This is a genomic window from Embleya sp. NBC_00888 (genome assembly GCF_045207655.1).
GTDB lineage: Bacteria > Actinomycetota > Actinomycetes > Streptomycetales > Streptomycetaceae > Embleya.
In genome coordinates, this window is record NZ_CP108784.1 from 6,542,145 (window position 1) to 6,558,921 (window position 16,777).

Annotated in this window: 15 protein-coding genes; 13 read left to right on the top strand and 2 right to left on the bottom strand. The window is 71.2% G+C overall.

Annotated features, from left to right (window positions below; all coding sequences use genetic code 11):
• The first annotated feature begins 47 nt into the window (after nt 1–47).
• Complete coding sequence (locus tag OG948_RS27930) at nt 48–410, top strand: hypothetical protein (RefSeq protein WP_406299079.1); 363 nt, start codon at nt 48–50, stop codon at nt 408–410.
• A 190-nt stretch (nt 411–600) separates the two neighbouring features.
• Here the strand turns inward: OG948_RS27930 and OG948_RS27935 are convergent, their stop codons facing one another.
• Entirely contained in the window at nt 601–1,110 is a 510-nt protein-coding gene (locus OG948_RS27935; RefSeq protein ID WP_406299080.1) for a SigE family RNA polymerase sigma factor, read from the bottom strand.
• Between the two features lie 306 nt (nt 1,111–1,416).
• On the opposite strand from OG948_RS27935, the gene OG948_RS27940 reads away from it, so the two are divergent.
• The 12 genes from OG948_RS27940 (at nt 1,417) to OG948_RS27995 (ending at nt 15,899) form a co-directional block, all read left to right on the top strand.
• Nucleotides 1,417–1,938 (top strand): hypothetical protein, encoded by a 522-nt coding sequence (locus OG948_RS27940; RefSeq protein WP_406299081.1) that lies wholly within the window; start codon nt 1,417–1,419, stop codon nt 1,936–1,938.
• Nucleotides 1,939–2,040: 102 nt separating this feature from the next.
• On the top strand, nt 2,041–3,330 hold the full coding sequence (locus OG948_RS27945) for a cytochrome P450 (protein WP_406299082.1): 1,290 nt from the start codon (nt 2,041–2,043) through the stop codon (nt 3,328–3,330).
• A 610-nt stretch (nt 3,331–3,940) separates the two neighbouring features.
• Nucleotides 3,941–4,681 carry an SAF domain-containing protein gene (locus OG948_RS27950; RefSeq protein ID WP_406299083.1) on the top strand — a complete coding sequence of 247 codons (741 nt, stop codon included), beginning with the start codon at nt 3,941–3,943 and terminating at the stop codon, nt 4,679–4,681.
• Nucleotides 4,678–5,637 carry a hypothetical protein gene (locus OG948_RS27955; RefSeq protein WP_406299084.1) on the top strand — a complete coding sequence of 320 codons (960 nt, stop codon included), beginning with the start codon at nt 4,678–4,680 and terminating at the stop codon, nt 5,635–5,637. The genes OG948_RS27950 and OG948_RS27955 overlap by 4 nt, the downstream gene beginning before the upstream one ends.
• Nucleotides 5,627–7,489 (top strand): ATPase, T2SS/T4P/T4SS family, encoded by a 1,863-nt coding sequence (locus tag OG948_RS27960; RefSeq protein WP_406299085.1) that lies wholly within the window; start codon nt 5,627–5,629, stop codon nt 7,487–7,489. Before OG948_RS27955 ends, OG948_RS27960 begins: the two co-directional genes overlap by 11 nt.
• Nucleotides 7,490–7,494: 5 nt before the next feature.
• Nucleotides 7,495–8,466 (top strand): type II secretion system F family protein, encoded by a 972-nt coding sequence (locus OG948_RS27965; protein ID WP_406299086.1) that lies wholly within the window; start codon nt 7,495–7,497, stop codon nt 8,464–8,466.
• The gene (locus tag OG948_RS27970; protein ID WP_395859597.1) at nt 8,463–9,338 is read left to right on the top strand and encodes a type II secretion system F family protein; all 876 of its coding nucleotides are present in this window, start codon (nt 8,463–8,465) and stop codon (nt 9,336–9,338) included. The genes OG948_RS27965 and OG948_RS27970 overlap by 4 nt, the downstream gene beginning before the upstream one ends.
• Before the next feature lie 98 nt (nt 9,339–9,436).
• Nucleotides 9,437–9,739, top strand: a complete 303-nt coding sequence (locus OG948_RS27975) for a hypothetical protein (RefSeq protein WP_395859596.1) — start codon at nt 9,437–9,439, stop codon at nt 9,737–9,739.
• Between the two features lie 19 nt (nt 9,740–9,758).
• Nucleotides 9,759–10,202, top strand: a complete 444-nt coding sequence (locus OG948_RS27980; protein WP_406299087.1) for a TadE family protein — start codon at nt 9,759–9,761, stop codon at nt 10,200–10,202.
• A 17-nt stretch (nt 10,203–10,219) separates the two neighbouring features.
• A complete protein-coding gene (locus tag OG948_RS27985; protein WP_406299088.1) occupies nt 10,220–10,663 on the top strand; it encodes a TadE family protein in 444 nt (147 codons plus the stop codon).
• Nucleotides 10,660–11,130: a pilus assembly protein TadG-related protein gene (locus OG948_RS27990; RefSeq protein WP_406299089.1), complete on the top strand. Its 471-nt coding sequence runs from the start codon at nt 10,660–10,662 to the stop codon at nt 11,128–11,130. Before OG948_RS27985 ends, OG948_RS27990 begins: the two co-directional genes overlap by 4 nt.
• Nucleotides 11,127–15,899: a LysM peptidoglycan-binding domain-containing protein gene (locus OG948_RS27995; RefSeq protein WP_406299090.1), complete on the top strand. Its 4,773-nt coding sequence runs from the start codon at nt 11,127–11,129 to the stop codon at nt 15,897–15,899. Before OG948_RS27990 ends, OG948_RS27995 begins: the two co-directional genes overlap by 4 nt.
• 93 nt (nt 15,900–15,992) lie before the next feature.
• On the opposite strand, the gene OG948_RS28000 is transcribed toward OG948_RS27995, so the two are convergent.
• Nucleotides 15,993–16,559: a prepilin peptidase gene (locus OG948_RS28000; RefSeq protein WP_406299091.1), complete on the bottom strand. Its 567-nt coding sequence runs from the start codon at nt 16,557–16,559 to the stop codon at nt 15,993–15,995.
• Between the last annotated feature and the right edge of the window lie 218 nt (nt 16,560–16,777).

Below are 16,777 nucleotides of genomic sequence, written 5' to 3' on the forward strand. Positions count from 1 at the left end.
GTGTCTTGCGAGTGACAATCCGTCAATTTCAGTCGGGTGGAGTGCATTTGCCCGTTCTGGTGGCCGTGCACCTGACCGCCTCGGCGTCGTCGAGCGGGGTTGCCCGGGTCGGTTTGTTCGACTCCGGTTCCACGGCACCCGATTCCGGTCGCACGCTCTCCTGCTTGCGCGTGGCGTCCTCCTGCGCCGGCGCGGCCGCGTCGAGCGGCGGCACCGTCACCTCGGATCCGGATGGCAGCGAATCCGTCGACGGGGTCGAGGAGATCGACGGCGGCGGCCAAGTCGGCAAGGTGGGCGCAGACGGCGACGTCGGCGAAGACGGCGAAGACGGTGGGCTCGACGGCATCGTCGGAGTCGGCACCCGGCTCGTCGCCGGTGGGATGGGCGCCGCCGGCCTTACGCTCGCCTGATGCGAGGGGACCAAGAACATCCCCGCGCCGACGATCGCCAGCACGGCCGCCCCGGCGGCCGGCACGGCGAGTCGGCGGCGTCGGCGGACCCGTCTGCCGTCCGCGACGGCGGCGTCCACCACGCTCGGGAAGTCGGGCTCGGGCTGATCGAGGATGAGTTCGAACAGGTCGTGATCATTCATGGCCGGCCTCACCGTTCGGACAGCTCCCACATGTGCTCGCCGACGAGTTCGCGCAGTCGGTTCAGGCCGCGCGCGCTCTGGCTCTTGACCGTTCCGGTGCTGATCCGCAAGGCCTCGGCTGTTTGTTCGACACTCCAGTCCTCCCAGAATCGCAGCACGAGAACGGCCCGGTAGCGCGGCGGCAGCCGCAGCAGCGCCGCCCGCAGGGTCAGCCGCAGATCCGGCGACGAGGGCTCGTCGCACGGGTGTTGTGGCAGCTCGTCGACCGGCTCCTCCCGCCAACGGCCCTTGCGGTGCTGGTCGATGTAGGTGCGCGTCATCACGACGCGGGCGTACGCGTCGACGCTGCCGTCGCGACGCAGCCGGCCCCAGGCCGTGTACATCTTCATCAGCGTGGTCTGGGTGAGGTCCTGCGCCTCGTACCAGTCGCCGCACAGCAGGTAGGCCGAACGGCGCAGCTGGGCCTGGCGGGCCTCGGCGTACTCGCGGAACTCCCGTTCACGGGTGGCCTCCCTCACGCGGTCGGCAGCGAAGTGGCCGGGGAGTGGTCGCGGGGGTCGCGCACCGTGGTCTCCTCCTTGCTGGACCCTCGGTTCGGGCATGCGGCGCCCGGGTGTTGCCGGCGGCCTGTCTGCCTGCGTTTCGAGGGGTCGGTCATCCAGGAGATACGTGCTTCGACGGCCTCGGGTTGCACGACGACGCCGAGATGTTTCGCACGCACCCGGGGCGGGCGGACGGTGCAACGTGGGTCGGTCGGGCGGCGTACTCCTCTGTGCAAGCTTCGGGACCCGATCGGGTCCGGCGTCCAGCGAAGGGGTACGTACGTGACGAATCGTCAAGATCGGGCGCCCGGCCGGGGGATCCGCCGCGCGGGTCCCGCCGCCGGGGTGCTCGCGACCGTGGGCATCGCGCTGGGCGCCTGGGGCGGCATCGCGCCCGCGTCGGGAACCGGCGAGCCGCGACCGGAGCCCGCGTCGGTGATCTCGGTCGAGCCCCGCGATCGGTCCGCCACCCCACCGGCCGACGGAGCCACACGGCCGGGTGGCCCCACACCGGCTCGATCCACACCGAACCGTTCCACGGTGGACGGCTTCGGGGTGGTCGGGCCGAAGACCGCCGGCGCGCCCGTGCCGGGCAAGCCCCGCGTGGTCGTGCCGGGCCGGGCCGGCGTGGTCACGACCGGGAAGCCGTACGTGGACCGGGACTCCCGCCCGGCCGCCCCGAGTGTGGCGGGAGGCGACCTCTCCCCCGAGGCCCGTGCCACCGCCGGTGCCTACGGCCGCCTCGGGCACGCCTCCCGGCACCTCCCGCGCACTGCCCCGACCGCCCCGCGGGTCGCGTGGTAGACACTGACTCGTCGCGGGTGACCCATGCCCGTGGTCGAGCTCGAACCCCACCGAGCCCCGAACCTCGAGTCGGGAGCCGGCCCCAGGTCAAGGAGTCGCAGCGTGGTCCCGATCGCTCCGGGTGCAATTCCGTTGCTCGGTCACACCCCGGCGCTGCTGCGTGACCGCTGGGACTTCGTGTCCTCGCTGCGGGCCCACGGGCCGATCGTGCGGATCCGGGTCGGGCCGAAGGAGCTGTACGTCCTCAACGATCCGGCCCTGGTTCGTTGTGTGCTGGTCGAACACGCGGACACGATCGAGCGCGACGGCTTCTTCAAACAGGCCCGGTTGCACATCGGCGACGGCCTGGCCGCGTCGGACGGGCCGCTGCACCGCAGCCAACGGCGGACCCTGCAACCCGCGTTCCAGCGCTCGCGGATCGGCGGGTACGTCGAGCTGATCCGCCGCCAGGCCGAGGAGGCGAGCGCGCAATGGTTGCCCGGGGCCACGCTCGCGCTCGATCGGGAGATGAGCGAACTCGGGCTCGGCACGCTCGGCCGGTTGATCTTCGGCGAGAATCCGGCGGCCGACGCGGCGGTGGCCGAGGTACGGCGGTCGTTGCCGGTGTTCATCCAGGAGGTGTTCACCCGCACCGTGTTGCCGGAGTGGGCGCGGCAGTTGCCCACCCCCGGCAACCGGCGCTTCGCCGAGACCGGCCGGCGGCTGCGCGAGGCGATCGCCTCGGCGGTGGACGCGGGCGCGGGGGAGGGTCTCCTGGGCGAGTTCACCCGCATGGACATGGCGCCCGAACTGGTTCGCGACGAGGTCGTGTCGATGCTGATCGCCGGCAACGACAACACCAACGCCACCCTTTCGTGGGTGTTTCACGAGATCGGCCGGCACGAGGACGTTCGCAAACGTCTGCACGCGGAGCTCGACGAGGTGCTGTCCGGTGGGCCGGTGACCGCCGAGAACATCGGCGCTCTCGTATATACAAGGTGTGTTGTCGACGAGACGCTCCGGTTGTACGCGCCGTGGCTGGTGGTACGCCGGGCCAATCGCGACGTGGACGTGATGGGACATCACATCCCGCGCGGAAGCGACGTGTTGTACAGCCACCACGCGCTGCACCGGGATCCCGTGCTGTTCCCGCGGCCCGAGCTCTTCGACCCGGACCGGTGGACCGAACCGGGCTACCGCGGACAGGTGCGCGGCGTGTACATGCCGTTCGGGGCGGGTGTGCACCGGTGCATCGGCGAACACCTGTTCCTGGCCCAGATCGTGACCACCGTCGCGTCGGTGTGCGCCCGCTGGCATCTCGAACCCGCTCCCGGTAAGCCGTCCCGGCCCAGGACGAGCGCGCTGCCCCGCCCGGGTCGGCTCCCGGTGAGGGCCGTCCGCCGCAGGAGCTGAGGTCCCGCAGGAGCTGAGGTCGACGTCCGGCCACAGGGCCCGAGACCGTTGTCCGGGACAGGACCCGAGGCCGTCCGACAGCGGTCCACCAGCCGGTCGCCGGCGCCTCGTGAACCCGAACCGCCTGCCCTGTCAGGCCTCCAGGCGACTTGACGACACTTTCACCCGTTCGTCGGATTCGTCGAGGGGGCCCGAACAGGCGCACGGAGCGTGTCGAGTACGGTTCGGAGCGTCGGACGGGCGGTGCGTTATCACGTTCGGGCGATCACGGAGCGCGCAGAACTCGGCCGGCCAACAATTGCCCGAAAGTGCTTGCGGAGCGCCTCGTTTCGGGACCATCGTGGGGCCCGTTCGGTGTCCGGAACGAGATGCTTGCCCGTGATCTTGGGTGGGGTCGGGTTCGTCACATGGCGTCCCCGATCGTGCTGGTTGACGTGGTGGGAAGTCGTACCGGAAAGCTTCGAATGATCAACTTCGGCGGCTGTTTTCGGGCCGTTCACCATTCACCTGACAGTGTGTGTGGTGGAAGATACGAGCGGTAGCTCCGAAGTGGATCACGGTCCGCGCGGAACCTGGGTGGACCCGGCAGAGCAAGGGGGCGGAGCCGGTGGTGAAGGCAGCTACGGAACGGCCATCGGGCAACGGCGTCGTGCCGCAGGGCGCGGCTGCCGGTGCGATGCCGGTCACGCCTACGCGCAGCCTCGGCGCCAGACGCCGGCGGCCGGCTCTCATCGCGCTCTCGGTCGCGCTGATCGCGGCCGGTGGACTCGGCTCGGCGGCGTTCTATCAGATGGGCGACCAACGGGTGCCCGTGCTCGCGGTCGCGCGCACCGTGCCCTACGGCCAGACCATCTCCGCCGAGGACCTGCGGGTCGTGGAGATCAACGACGCGCCGGGACTTCGTCCGATCGGCTCCGGTTCCAAGGCCGCCATCGTGGGCAAACGCGCGGCGGTCGAGCTGCGCGCGGGCACGCTGCTGACCTCGGATCAGGTCACCGAGCGGATCGCGATCCAGCCCGGCGAGACGCTGGTACCGATCGCCGTGGACGCGACCAGGATGCCGGTGCAGCGGGTCACACCCGGCACCCGGATCCTGGTCGTGACGGCAGTGCCCGGTGCCGGCCCCGCCAATTCAGCTCCCGCCCAACCGAGCACCATCGCGGCCACGGTGATCCGCTCCAGTACGGGCGACCCGAACTCCGGCTCCGGCAAGTCCGTCCTGGACGTGGCGGTACCCGCCAAGGACGGTCCCGTGCTGGCCCTCCAGGTGTCCGAGGGCAGGTTCTCCATCGTCGTGGTGAACACGGGCAACGCGGACGCGGCGCCGGCCAGGACCGGAGGGGCCCCATGACCGTCGTCGCGGTCACCGGTGGCGCGGGCGCGCCCGGTGCCACCTCGACCGCGCTCGCGCTCCTGCTCACCTGGCCGCTGCCGGCCGGTCGTCGGGTGATCCTGATCGAGGCCGATCCGGACGGGGGTTCGATCCTCGCCGGTGCGCTCCAGGGGCGGGTTTCGGCCGAATACGGCCTGCACCAACTGGGTGTGGCGCATCGTCAGGGAAACCTGGTCGACGCGTTCTTCCGACAACTGGTGGACCTGTCCGACGGCCGCCGCGAACGGCTGTTGCTGCCCGGCCTCGTCGACCCCACACAGGCCTCCGGCCTGGCCTATACCTGGGATCCGATCTCGCAGCTCGCGGCCGGCCTGGGCAGCCAGCAGATCCCGCACGACGTGATCATCGACCTCGGCCGGCGCGGCACCACCGGCGCCTCGGCGATCGCCGCGCGCCGGGCCGACCTGGTACTGCCCGTCGTGCGCGGGACGTTGCCCTCGCTGGCCCAGGCGCATCCGCGGCTGGTCGCGCTGCGCAACGACCTCGACACGCACGGGACGGGCTCGGATTCGATCGCCCTCGTGGTGATCGAGCAGGGTCGCTACGCGCGCCAGGAGATCGGCAAGCACCTGGAGACGCCCGTACTGGGCCTGTTGCCGTTCGATCCCGAGCGCGCACGGGTGCTCTCCGACGGCGAGGGTGATACCGGGAAGCGTTTCCTGCGTTCGAGGTTCATGCGCGCCGCGCGCAGCACGGCGGAGGCCGCCCTCGCGTTGGCCGAGCAGCGCCGGATGCGGTTGGCGCCACGACCGACCGGCGGCGGCGAACTGCCGTCCGGGCCCGAGGCGCCCATGCCGAGCGACGGCTGGGCGCAGGCGGCCGCGTACATCCGTCGACCGGCGGACTCCGAGGTTCGACCCGAGGCCGAACCGGCGCACCGGCCGGCCGGCGAGGAGGCGGGTCATGTTCGATAACGCGCGGCCCCTGCACCCGGATCCGCACAACAAACCCGAACCGGAACCGGAAGCACCCGCCGAGCCCGGCTACCGCCCGCACATGCACGTCGTGCCCGGGATCCCGGAGGCCGAGGACGTGCTGTACGCGCCGCCGGCCCCGCCGTTGCGCACCTGGCCGGAGGGCTTCCAGCGGAGCGCGCCGGGCGACCCCGACGCGGGCCCCGTGCCCACCTGGTCGGCGGGCGCGGGTTCGCTGACCCCCGCCGTCGGGCACATCCCGCCGCCGACGCCCGCCAACGGCACGCCGGTTCCGCCGGGTGCGCCGGCCCACCCGCACGCGCGGATGAACGGCGCGGCCCGGCACCCGGACACCCGGGACGGCATGTTCACCGTGCCGCCGACCGCGAGCGTGAGTGCGAGCGGAGTCGGCACGGTCAGCCGCCGTCCCCCGGCCGGCGCGCCGTCCCCGACGACCGGGACCGTCAAGCCGCCCCGGAACCCGTCCGGCGAACCCGTGGTGGACCCGGCCGTGGTGCGGATACTCAAGGACCGCGCGGCCGAACAACTGCACGAGTTCGACAAGATGTCGCCCGGGATGACCAACGGGGACCGCGAGCAGCGCGGCCGGGCGATCGTCGCCCAGGTCGTCGCCGAATGGGCCGACGTCACCGCACGCGAGCGCGGCATCTCCACCACTCCCGCCGAAGACCGGGCGATGGCCCGGGCGGTGTGGGACTGGCTGTTCCGGGCCGGGCCGTTGGAGCCGTATCTGACCGACCCGGCCGTGGAGAACATCCTGGTCAACGGCTACGACACGGTCTGGGTCGACTACGCCGACCGGCCGCGGGTGCAGGTACCGCCGCTGACTTCCTCCGACGACGAACTACGCGAGTTGCTCCGCGACCTGGCCCGTCGCCACGGCAGCGGTGAACGCACCCTGTCCACCGCGCAACCCACGCTGGCCCTGCGGTTGCCGGACGGCTCGCGCCTCCAGGCGATCACCGAGGTCACCCCGCACACCTATGTGACGATCCGTCGGCACCGGGTGCGCGACGTACGCCTGGCCGAACTGATCGGCCTGGGCACGCTGGACCGGACCCTGGCCGCGTTCCTGGGCTCGCTGGTTCGCGCGAAGAAGAACCTGATCATCTGCGGGACCCAGGGCGTGGGCAAGACGTCGTTGTTGCGCGCGCTGTCCCACGAGATCCCCCGGGACGAGCGGATCGGTACCTTCGAGACCGAACTCGAACTGTTCCTACACGAGTTGGGACACCTACGCCAGGTGGTCGCGATCGAGGCCCGGGAGGGCAACGGCGAACGCGGCATCGACGGCAAGTCGGCGGGCGAGTTGACCATCGGCGAACTGATCCCGTCCGCACTGCGCATGTCGCTGTCCCGGATGATCGTCGGTGAGGTCCGCTCCAGCGAGATCGTGCCGATGTTGCGGGTGATGACCAACGGCGAGGGCGGCTCGATGTGCACGCTGCACGTGCGCGAGCCGGACATGATCTTCGACCGGATCGCCGAACTCTGCCTGGAGTACGGCGCGCACATGAGTCCCGAACTGGCCTACCGGCTCGCCTCGAACGCCGTCGACTACGTCGTCTTCGTGCGGATGATCGACGAGACGGCGATCGGCGGGAAGCGGCATCGTTTCGTCTCGCACGTCCTGGAGGTGACCGGGATGGGCGAGCACCGCCGCCCGGCCGTGAACACGATCTTCGCGCCGACCGGCGACGATCCGCGTGGCGTGGCCCGGATGTACCCCTCGGACATGCCGGACCTGATCCGGGCCGGGTTCAGCCCGCACCTGCTGGACGAGCCGCACGGTTGGCGCCCGTTGCAGCTCAAGCTGCATCAGGTCGGGTGACGGGCATGGGAGACGCGCTGTTGGTCGCGGTGTGCGGATGCCTGCTGGTCGGCGGTCTGATCGGTCTGGTGGTCGGCCTCGTCGGCACCTACGACGATCCGACGCCCAAGCCGCCCGGACGGCTGGAGTTGGCGGTACGGCGGTTGCGGTCGGGCCCGGTGAGCGCCCGACAGCGCACCGCGCGCCGGATCCGGCTCGGCATCGGCATCGCGGCGGCGGCCCTGGTCTGGCTGTTCACCGGATTCCTGGTGGCCGGGCTGCTCGTGATCGCCGCGTTCAGTGGGCTGCCGTGGCTGCTCGCCCCGACCAAGAGCGATCGCACCATCATCAACCGGCTGGACGCGCTGGCCGAGTGGACCCGGCGGATCGCCGACCTGATCGAACTGGGCGCAGGCCTGGAGAACGCGATCCTCACCTCGCGGGCGACCTGCCCGGAGCCGATCGTCGAGGAAGTCGGCGATCTGGTCAGCCGTTTGCAGTCGCGGTGGCGTCCGGACGAGGCGCTGCGCGCGTTCGCCGCCGACCTCGGCGACGCCACGGCGGACAAGATCGCGGCGGCGCTGATCCTGCGCGCCTCGGACCGCGGGCCAGGCCTGGCGATGGCGCTCAAGGATCTGGCCACGACGGTGCGCGAAGAGGTGCGCCAGCGCCGGGCGATCGAGGCGGACCGGGCCGGTGCCCGGATGGCGGTGCGCTGGATCACCTACATCACGCTCGCGGTGACCGGGCTGGTCGTGGTGATCAACCGCAGTTACGCGGAGCCGTACGGGACCGCGATGGGGCAACTGGTCCTGCTGCTGATGGCGATGGCCTATGTCGGCACCCTGATGTGGATGCGGGCGCTGGCCACGGACCGGGTCAAGCCCCGGTTCCTGGTCGCCGACCCGCGCAGCGTGGTCAAGGCCGCGCAAGCCGTGGACGTACAACAGGCGGACGGCGTGCACACCGCACCCGTGTTGCGGGGTGAGTGGTCGTGATCCCACCCGTGATGATCGTCAGCGGCTGCGTGCTGGGCGCGGGCGTCGCGCTGCTCGTGCGCGAACTGTGGCCCGCGCCGCCGGACCTGGGCAACGCGCTGCATCGGCTCTCCGGAGCGCCCAAGCGGCGCACCGAACAGACCGGCAGCAAGTACGACGACCAACTCGTCGCGCTGGCCCGTCGGGTCCCGGGATTTCGGGTGCCGCATCGCGAACTCGACCTGGTCGGCGAGACGGTCGCGCAGTTCGTGCGCACGAAGGCGCTGCTGGCCCTGCTCGGCCTGCTGCTGCCCGCGATGCTTTCCGCGGTGCTGGTGGCCACCGGTATCGGAGTGGCCTTCTACGTGCCGCTGTTCCTGTCCCTGGCGGTGGCGGCGGGGATGTGGTTCATCCCGGACTTCGCGCTGCGCGACCAGGCCAAGTTCGCCCGGATCGAGTTCCAGCACGCGGCCGCCGCCTATCTGGACCTGGTCGCGCTCGGCCGCGCCGGTGACGCGGGCCCGGCCGAGGCGTTGGAGCGGGCCGCGGCGGTGGGCGACGGTTGGGCGTTCGTCCGCATCCAGGACGCGTTGGCGCGGGCCCGAGTGGGCAGCGCCGACCCCTGGGACGGACTGCGCGATCTGGCAAAGGACCTCGATCTTCCCGAACTCGCCGACGTGGCCGACATCATCGAAATGGCCGGCACCGAAGGTGCCGCGGTGTACGGCACGTTGCGGGCCAGGTCGCAGTCGCTGCGCGTCGAACTACTCGCGAACGAGCACGAACAGGCGAACGCGGACTCGGAACGGCTCACCGTTCCCGGGACCATGCTCGTGGTGATCATGGGAATCCTGCTCGGATTCCCGGCGATATCCCGGATGTTCTCGGTATGAGCCGGCTTCTCGGTACGAATCACTCTCTTGGTACGAATCAGCTTCTCGGTATGAACCAGCTTCGGACCCCGAGCCGTTCTCCGGAAGGAGTACAGGCAATGCAGATCGGTTCCTCGTCCCCCGCGGTGCTCGATCGCGTGGAGACCGCCGTACACAAACTGGCCCCCGCCCCGATTGCCTTCGTATTGATCGTCACGGGCGGTGTGGTGGACCGCTACCGGCGGCTGCGCAAGGAGCGCGACCACGGAGCGGTCAGCATCGAGACGGCGATCATCGTCGCGGTGCTGATGGTGGCCGCGGTCAGCGTCGCGGCGGTCATCTACACCATGTACAAGAAATACCAGGATGGGCTGAAGAAGTCCGACGACAAATACCAGGAGCCGGTACCCAACGCCGACTAGCGATTCGGACCACGTCTTCGTGACCAAAGTGCCACACGGCTACCCCTACGACGCGATCCGGCGCCGTCTGCGCAAGGCAGGCGGGCCGGATCGTGGCGGCATGTCCATCACCATGGCGATCATCTTCCCGATGTTCATCCTGGTCCTGCTCGCGGTGATCCAGGGCTGCCTGTGGTGGTACGCGCGCGAGGTCGCGATGCAGGTCGCCAGGGAGAGCGTCGAGGAGGCGCGGCGCCGCAACGGCGACATCACGGCCGCGGAACAGCGGGGGCGGGATGTGGCGAAGGACCTCAGCGGGGGAATGCTCAAAGACCTGAAGGTGATTCCGAAGCGCGAGGGAGACGTGCGGATCAGGGTGACCGTCAGCGGTAGGTCGTTGTCGGTCGTGCCGGGGATCGGGAGTCTGACCATCACGCAGCACGCGGACGGTGTCGTCGAGCGGTGGACGACAGCGGGCCGATGAGGATCCGGGGGGCGAGGGTGTACAGGGGGAGCCTGCGGGCGGACGAGGGGTCGTTCGCCCTGGAGGCAGCGGTACTTGCGCCGGTGTTGATCGCGTTCCTGTGTCTGGTCATCGCCTTCGGGCGGATCTCGGTGGCCGGCAACGGGGTGGACGCGGCGGCGAAGGCGGGCGCGCGGGAGGCGTCGATCTCGCGCGACGGCAGTGACGCGAAGGGTCTGGCGGAGGCAGCCGTGGAGAGATCGCTGCGGCAGGAGGGTGTCGGCTGTCCCAGGAGTCGGCGCACGGTCGACGTGAACGTCGACGGCTTCAGTGCCGAGGTCGGCACGGCGGCGACCGTTACCGTCACCGTCACCTGCAACGTGTCGCTGTCCGACGTCGCGTTCCCCGGCATCCCCGGGTCGAAGACGATGCGGGGCCGATTCACCTCCGTGATCGACACCTACCGGGAGAGGTCGGAGTGACGACCGGCCGGCGCGTTCACGCGTACGCCGAGGGCGTCACCGGCGACCCCCGGGACCGGGGCTCGTTGGCCATCATGCTCGCGATCATGATGGCCGTGATCATCCTGCTCGTCGGGCTGGTCCTGGACGGCGGCGGCAAGTTGCGTACGGACTCCAGGGCCGACGCGTTCGCGCAGGAAGCCGCCCGCGCCGCAGGGCAGGCAATCGACCCCACCAAGGCCATTCCGGGCACCGCGATCGTGGTGCCGGAGGAGGACGCCAAGCGCGAGGCGCGCAAGTACCTCGCGTCCATCGATCCCCGTGCCATCGTCACCGTGACACCCGACGGCCGCAACGTCGACGTCTGGGTGACGCTGCACTACAAGACCAAGGTGGCCGCCTTCTTCGGCGTCTCCACCGTCACCGTCAGAGGCCATGCCCGTGCCGGGCTCGTCCATGGGATCCAAGCCCCGGAGGACGCACCGTGACCGTTACCCAAGGCCCTCGTCCCGGCTCCGGTCCCGGTACCCGGGCGCACGCTCGCAGCCGCGACGACCGCGGCCGACGCCGTGGACTCGGCCGCTTCCTCTTCGACTTCGTACGCGGCCTGCTCAGCCTCGTTGTCCTGCTCGCGTTGCTGGTCGGCCTGCCCGCGCTGCTCGTCGTGGCCACCACGACGCTGTTGCCGCACCGCCTGCCGGGACTGGACGAGGTCACCAAGATCCTCACCGAGCCCGACGACGGGAGCGGCTTCATCGCCGCGCTCGCGATCATCGCGTGGATCGCGTGGTTGTGCTTCGCGATCTCCGTCGTGGTGGAAATCCCGGCGCAGGTACGGGGGTTGTCCGCGCCGCGGATTCGCGGTCTGGGTTGGAGCCAGAAGGCGGCCGGAGCGCTGATCGGCGGCATCATGTTGCTGCTGCCCACCGGTACCGCGTTGGCGGCCGGCGAGGCACAGGCGGCTCCCCACCTGTCGGAGCGTGTCGCGAGCGCGCCGAACCGCACTGTCGAGCAGGAAATCCCGGTGCGGGTACAGGATCCCGGGACGAGCGCCGGACCCACGCACACCGTGCAGCGCGGCGACTCGTTGTGGACGATCGCCGAGGAGCGGCTGGGCGACGGCAAACGGTGGACGGAGATCGCCAAGCTCAACGACGGCAAGGTGATGGCGAACGGGCAGAAGTTCGACTCGGCGGACTATGTCGAGGAGGGCTGGGTGCTGACGCTGCCCGCGAACGCGGCGCCGCCCGCCGAGGTCAAGTCCGCGCACGCGCCGGACACCGGACCCGGGGACCGGCGCGACGACCGAAAGGCGCTGCCGCAGACGGTCACGGTCAAGCCGGGCGACACGTTGTCGGACATCGCCGAGGAACTGCTGGGCGACGGCGACCGCTATCCCGAGATCTTCGCCGCGAACAAGGACAAGCCGCAGCCGACCGGTTCGGCCCTGACCGACCCGAACGCGATCGAGCCCGGCTGGACGCTGTCCATCCCGGGTGCCGCAGGCACCGAGGCCCAGCAGCCGCAGGCACCCCAGCAGCAGCCTCCACAGCAACAACCGCCGCAGCAGCAGGCACCACCTCAGCAGCAGGCGCCGCAGCAACAACCGCCCCAGCAGCAAGCGCCGCAACAGCAGGCGCCGCAACAGCAGGCGCCACAACAGCAACAGCAGCCGCAACAGCAGCAGAAGCCTTTCGTCGAGACCCCGCCGCAGATCGCCAAACAGGATGCGATCACGGTGCCGAGCGCTCCCGCCAAGCCGAGCCAGGCACCGAGGCAGAACGCGGAGAACACCAATCCCACCGGGAGCCGCGCCGAGGCGCCCAGCCCGGGTGGAGACGAGCGTTCGCTGCCGGTCGGCGCCATCGCGTTGGGCGCGGTGGGCGCCGCGGCGGTGCTGGGCGCGTTGCTGGTGCGCCGTCGACTACAGCAGTCGGTGCGTCGGGACGGCCGGCGGATCGCGATGCCCGCGCCGGAGGCCGCCGACCTCGAACAACAACTGCGCGCCACCGAAACCCCGGACGCGCTCGACCTGTTCGACCGCACGCTCCGCACGTTGTGCGCGCGGATGTCGGACACCGGGCGCACCCTGCCGCTGATCGACTCGGTGCAACTGACCGACCGTCGACTCGAACTGCACCTGGCCGCGCCGTCACCGCCGCTGTATCCGTTCGAGGCGGTGCACGGCGACCACATGCACTGGACCTGCCCGGCGGACGCCGAGTTGCTGCACAGCAGCGCGGCGGCCAACGTCCCGGCGCCCTACCCCGCGCTCGCGGTGCTCGGCGAAACCGACGACGGCAGGCAACTGCTGGTGGACCTCGAATCGCTCGGCGTGGTCGGACTGACCGATGGTTCGGGCGAGGACAACCTCGCGGTGCTGCGCGCGCTGGCGGTCGAACTGCTCTCCAACGTGTGGAGCGACGACCTGTGCGTGACCGTGGTGGGCTTCGGTCGCGAGCTGCGTGACGTGGAGCGCGAGGGTCGGCAACAACTGCGCTACGCCTACTCGCTGGACGAGGCGCTGGGCCGCTTGGCGACCTGGTCCGACGAGGTGGTCGGCCTGCTCGACGACGCCAAACTCACCTCGCCGCGCCAGGCCCGTACCAAGGGCATCCTGCCCGACACCTGGCCGCCGGAGATCGTGCTGTCCCTGGAGCCGCTGACCGAGGCGCACGTTCCGCACATCCAGCGGCTGACCAACACCTATCCGCGCGCGGCCGCCGCGATCATCGCGCCGATTCACGCCGAGCCCTGGCTCAGTGGGCTCGGTGTGACCCGGTTGCCCACGATCCCCGGCGCGGTGACGCCGAGTCGGATCAACACCGATGTACACGTGCAGCGGCTCGAAGACCCGCAGTACCAGGCCCTGGTGAGCATGTTCACCGTCTCCAAGGACCTGGACGGTGTGCCCGCCGAAGAGTCGCTGATCCCGGTTCGGCGTCCCGAGCGCGAGCCGGAACCGGCACACGCGGGGGCCGCGTCCGTCGGCGGCAGCATGTCCACGGCCGCGTGGTCCGCGGTCGGCGGCATGGAGCGGCCGGCCCGGGTGGGCGGCGGCGTCGCGACCGAGGCCGATGCCGGGGCCGATCCGGTACCCGGCTACTACCAGCCGGATCCCACCGATCCGGAGCCGGACGAGCGGGCGTTCGCCGCACCCGGACGACCCGCGGGCAGGTCGGGTCGGGACGGGCGGGCCGGTGCGGGCTCGGGTCCGGGGTCTTGGGGCACGGCCGTATACCCGCTCCCGGGAGGGCCGTTGGCGCCTCCGGAGCGGATCGAACGGCGCCTCGGATCGACCGAGGACACCGGTTCGCTGCCGTTGCCCTGGCTGCCCGAGGATCCGCACGAGTACGACGCGCAGTCTCCCGACGAGGTCGAGCGCCCCTACGAACCGGAGTTGTTCCAGCCGCCGGTGGTCGGTCCGGACGGCACCGACCCGGCGGAGCCGGCGGCGTACCCGCAATCCGCCGAGGAGGCAGGGGCGGCGGCCGACGTGCGGGCCGGGGAATCGACCGACACGGAGCTCGGGTACGCGGAACAGTCATATGCCGAGTCGCCCTATGCGGAACCGCCGTACGCGCATCCGCCATATGGCGGCGAAGCGCCTGTGACGCCATCCTTCGAGGAGCCGGCCGTCGAGGGGTCGGTCCGTACCGGGTCGGTGTACGCCGAACCGAACGTCCAGGAGGCCGTCGACGCCATGCCGGACCGGCAGGAATCGGCCTCGGGGACGGTGGAATTCGAGGTGGCCGCGCTGGGGACTCCGGTGTCCGAGGCGGCGGACCCGGCGGACTCGACACTCGGCGAACCGGTTTTCGGAGCGCCTGTGTTTCCGGAACGCTCGCACGCGCACGACCCGTTGGTCGACGAGCGGACGCCCGAGGACGCCGGACACGACGAAATAGGACTCGAAGGGGTGGACGATCCCGAGGACCACCCCTACGCACCCGCCGGGGATGCCGGACGACCGGCCGACTCGGTGGCGGCCGCAGAGGCCCCGGACGAGGGAACAGCAGTGCCGATCGAGGCTCGGACCAGCACCGGAGAACAAGCCGTGCCGTGGGATGTCGAGGAGGCCCCGGAGGGTGCCTACGCGGCCTACCCGGCCCATGCCGCCAACGGACATGGGGGCGTTCGGGCCGACGTGCTCACCGGCCCCGGGGTCCAGGTCCTGGGCCCGGCCGACGAGGTCGACCTGATGCAGGGCGGCGAGCGCGGACGGACCGCTCCCGCGCCGTCCGAGCAGGCACGCGCGGTGCCCCCACCGGCGGATGCTCTCGCGGGCGGCGTCGAGATGCCGTCAGCCGAGTACTGGGGTGCGCCGGGGCAGGTCCAGGAGGGCCTGACCGTCCAGGAGGGGCCGACCGCCGAGGACTCCGGGATGTTCCTGGTGGTCGCGCCGGAGGCGGAGGCCGCCGTGGTGGACGCCCCGGAGGTGGGTTCGACGTGGGACGTCGCGCCGCCGGTCGCCGCGCTCCCGGCCGAGGCGCCGGTCGCGTCGGGTCAGGCCTCGGAGGGCTTCGCGCCGACCTACCCGGAGATCCGGATCCTGGGTCAGGTCGACCTGATCGGTGTGGGCGAGGAGGTCGAGCACGGCCGGCGCGCACGGCTCACCGAACTCGCCGCGTGGATCGCGCTGCACCCGGGCCGTCCGCTGACCGAACTCGACTCCGCCGTCTGGCCGCTGGGGGTCACCGCCACCGCGCGCAACTCGGCGATCAGCCAACTGCGCCGCTGGGTGGGCATCGGGCAGGACGGTACGAGCCACCTGCCGGCGGCGGTCGGCGGCGAGGGCTATGCCTTCGGGCCGGGCTTCGCGTGCGACTGGTTCCGCTTCCGTGAGTTGGTGGCGCCCGGCCTGTACGGGAACCACGAGGTGGCGATGGACTACGCGAGGGCGCTGGACATAGTGCGCGACGCGCCGTTCGACGGGGTGGGCCCGCGCCGCTACGTCTGGGCCGAGCCGTTTCGTCAGCAGATGATCGCCGAGATCGTCGACGTGGCCGCCCGACTGGCGGACTACCACCTGGACAACCACGACCCGCAGGCCGCCAAGCGGGCCTGCTCGGTCGGCCTGGTGGTGTGCCCGGAGTCGCAGATGCTCTACCGCACGATGTTCCGGGCGACGCACATAACCGGCGATCGTGCCGAGTTGGACTACTACGTCGACCGGTTGGACGGATTGCTGGCCGGCCTGGGCGCGGAACCGGAGCCGCTCACTGTGGAGTTGCTGCGGGATCTGTTGGACGACTGACCCGGCGGCGGGCGGATCGGCGCGGTTCGCCGGTCCGGCCGCCGGTTCGCCCGCCGGATCGGGCATCGGGCGGTCCGGGGCGACCGGTCCCGGTCACGCCCCGCGAATCAGCATCACGAGTACGGCCGCGCCGAGCAGGAACGGGCCGAACGGGACCACGCTGCCCCGACCCGCGCGCCGGGTCGCGGCCAGGGCGATCGCGTACAGGCCCACGCAGACGTACGCCAGGACCAACCCCTGGACGAGCGCGGCCCAGGCCAGCCAGCCGAGCACCAGGCCGACCAGGCCGGCCGCCTTGGCGTCGCCGAGGCCGATGCCCAGACCGCAGAGCGCGAGCACGAGGTGCAGGGCGTACGCCGCGGCCATCGCGAACAGCGCGCGCAGGTAGGCCTCCCAGTCGAGCGGGGCGAGCAACAGCGCGGCGAGCACGGGATAGCCGGGCAGGGTCAGCGGATCGGGGAGCCGCATCAGCCTGGCGTCGCACACCACGAGTGCCGAGGCGAGCAACGCGAAGGCCAGAAACGCGGGCAGTACCGCCTGGACGCCCACCCGCCACGACAACGCGCCGGCGGTGAGCACGAACGCGCCCGCGATCACGAGGCGGTCGCGACGCAGCACGCCGGCGGTGTCCGCGTCGAGATGGATCGGAGATATCCGCACGGCATCGGATCCTGTCAGACCGACGACCGACTCGGCACCGGGCCCGCGGGACTCGGACGACGCCGCAGCGCCATCCGGGTGGACTCCCCACGCCGTCCCGGCACCGAATCGGCCGGCACGCCGGGCCGGATCGGGGGCGGATCGGAGTCGAACCCGGGTCGAACCCGGGTCGAACCCGGGTCGAACCCGGGTCGAACCCGGATCGGATCGGGATCGAA